The sequence below is a fragment of the Skermanella sp. genome, from assembly GCF_059503625.1.
On the sequence record NZ_JCACHA010000333.1, the window covers coordinates 652 to 2,792 of the forward strand.

Genomic DNA, 2,141 nt, shown 5'->3' on the forward strand with positions numbered 1-2,141 from the left:
TTCATCGGCCGCTTCTTCGGCTTCAGCCAGTTCAAGCGCTCCGCCATGCCGAACGGTCCGAAAGTCAGCCCCGGCGGCTCCCTGTCGCCGCGCGGCGACTGGCGCGCACCGTCGGACGGGACGGCGCGGACGTGGCTGGACGAGCTGGAGCGGAACGTGCCCAAGGAGTGACGGGGGGCTGGGAAAACCCTGTTCCGTACGCAAATGTCATGATTCGACATGAGCGCCCGGCGGATGGTCATCACGGCGGTCCAGGCTTTTTTCGCCGAAAAGGTCGCTATCCGTCACTATCGGTCACTGTGTGTCACTATCGCGGCTCCCGGCGGCTGGAATAGTGACCGCCGCCGGGAGGGTCAGGCGCGCTTGGCTCAGGCGGAAAGGATGGCCAGTCCGGGCGTACCATTCCTTCTGAACGGTCCGCCGGGTTTGCCATGCTTCCATCCTGACCCTGTGCCGCCGGCGCGCCTCCTTGCGCCGGTCGGGGTCGGACCCCGATACCCGGTGGAAGTACCGGATGAAGTCGTCCTCGGACGGTCGGGAGGGCATGCTTGACGGCAGCCCAAGCGCGTCCATTCCGGCCAGCGGGACACGCACCTGCCGTCGGAGGAACCGGGCCGAAAAGCGGCCGGGATCGACAGAAGCGTTTCGGCATGCTCGGCTTCGACTTCGCGGAGGCGGATGCAGGTGTCGCGGTAGCGCTTCAGCGGAGCCCGAAGGCTCGGCGAAACGTGGCCGGTCGGGACGGGGGAGGTCCCCGCCGCACACGTCGCGCGTGTGGAGCGGGAGCGCTCTGGCCCTGATTCACGATGTCATAGAGCCCGGCGCTTCGCCTGGGTATCGTGTATCAGATAGGAATCAGGAATACAATCCTTGACGGGGTTTGCCGCTGGGGCAGATAATTTGGCCGCTCATGCCGGGCTTCGGGGTGAGGTGCATCGTAGACGCGGCTTCCAGCTGCGTTGCGCGCGGATACGCGGACTTCCGCTCCTGCGCAGCGCACTCACATCCGTTAATGCCGTTGAAGAGCCGAGACAACGCGGCTGGAAGCCGCGTCTACGGTAGACCGTAGTCGGCTTGAGGATCGAGTCCCCAGGCGTGGTGTAGGAGCGCTTGGGGACTCGATCACATTGTGTGGTAGTCAATCTCCACCCGATGCGGTACGAAGACCCGATTGAAGATCGCGCCTGTGTTTTGACCGGCCTGTAATTTGATTGAGAATTATGCTAACGGAAACTGGCGTGACCGGGGAACCCGGTATCGAACAAGGCATCGGCCCCAGTGCCCGCCTCGCCGTGCTCATAGATGCCGAGAATGTCAGCGTGGATCTTTGGCCACAGATCCACCGGCTTCTCAGGCTGCTTGGCGAACCAATCGTCATGCGTGCCTATACATGCGCCAAACCCGGCAGATGGCAGGCGATTTCCGGGATCGAGGTCATCGATGGCGGAAAGGATGTCACGGGACCGAATGCGGCCGATTTTCTCTTGGCGTTCGATGCGGGCCGGCTGAGGGATTCCAGTGACGCCGACCAGTATGTGATCGTCAGCGGCGATGACGGATTTGCCCCACTCATCAAAGCGCTGCAACTTTCCGGTAAAGCGACCAGCATCATCGTTCCGACATGCGGGTCCATCGGTGACAGGAAATCCGTCAAGGTCGCCGATGTGACGATGCTTGTTCCTCAATACCGGATTGCCGTAGAGTCGAACAATGCTGCCCAGCCTGCTGCTCAGTCCAACGTAAAACCCTCGAACGGCGGCATTGATGATCGTAAAGACCGCCTTACACTCGGTCAAAAGACCGCTATTCGCAACGCTGTCGAGGATCTGGGTAGATCACCGGATGGCTGGGTGTTATTGAATGAAGTTGGGCAGGACCTTGCAGCCAAGAAGGCGGTAAAGCTGCCGGGGAAATTATCTACTTTACTCGCGTCTCTCGATTTTATCGAGATTCGGGATCTTAAAACAGCACGATGTTCTGTCCGAGTGCGACGGGTTTGACGCATCAAGTCTTGAGATCGGCCGTTTTGATTCTTGTGCCAAAACCCGGCATGAAAACCAGGGCTGTTCAGTTTCCTTGTGGAGAAGATGCCGGGTTTTCTACTAATTTCCCATACCGTCATACCAAGACTTGATCTTGGT

Annotated in this window: 1 protein-coding gene; it reads left to right on the plus strand. The window is 60.0% G+C overall.

Going from position 1 to position 2,141, the window contains the following annotated elements; genetic code table 11:
* Nucleotides 1-1,238 precede the first annotated feature (1,238 nt).
* A complete protein-coding gene (locus tag AC5JJ6_RS07650) occupies nt 1,239-2,000 on the plus strand; it encodes an NYN domain-containing protein (protein ID WP_496041466.1) in 762 nt (253 codons plus the stop codon).
* The last annotated feature ends 141 nt before the right edge of the window (nt 2,001-2,141 follow it).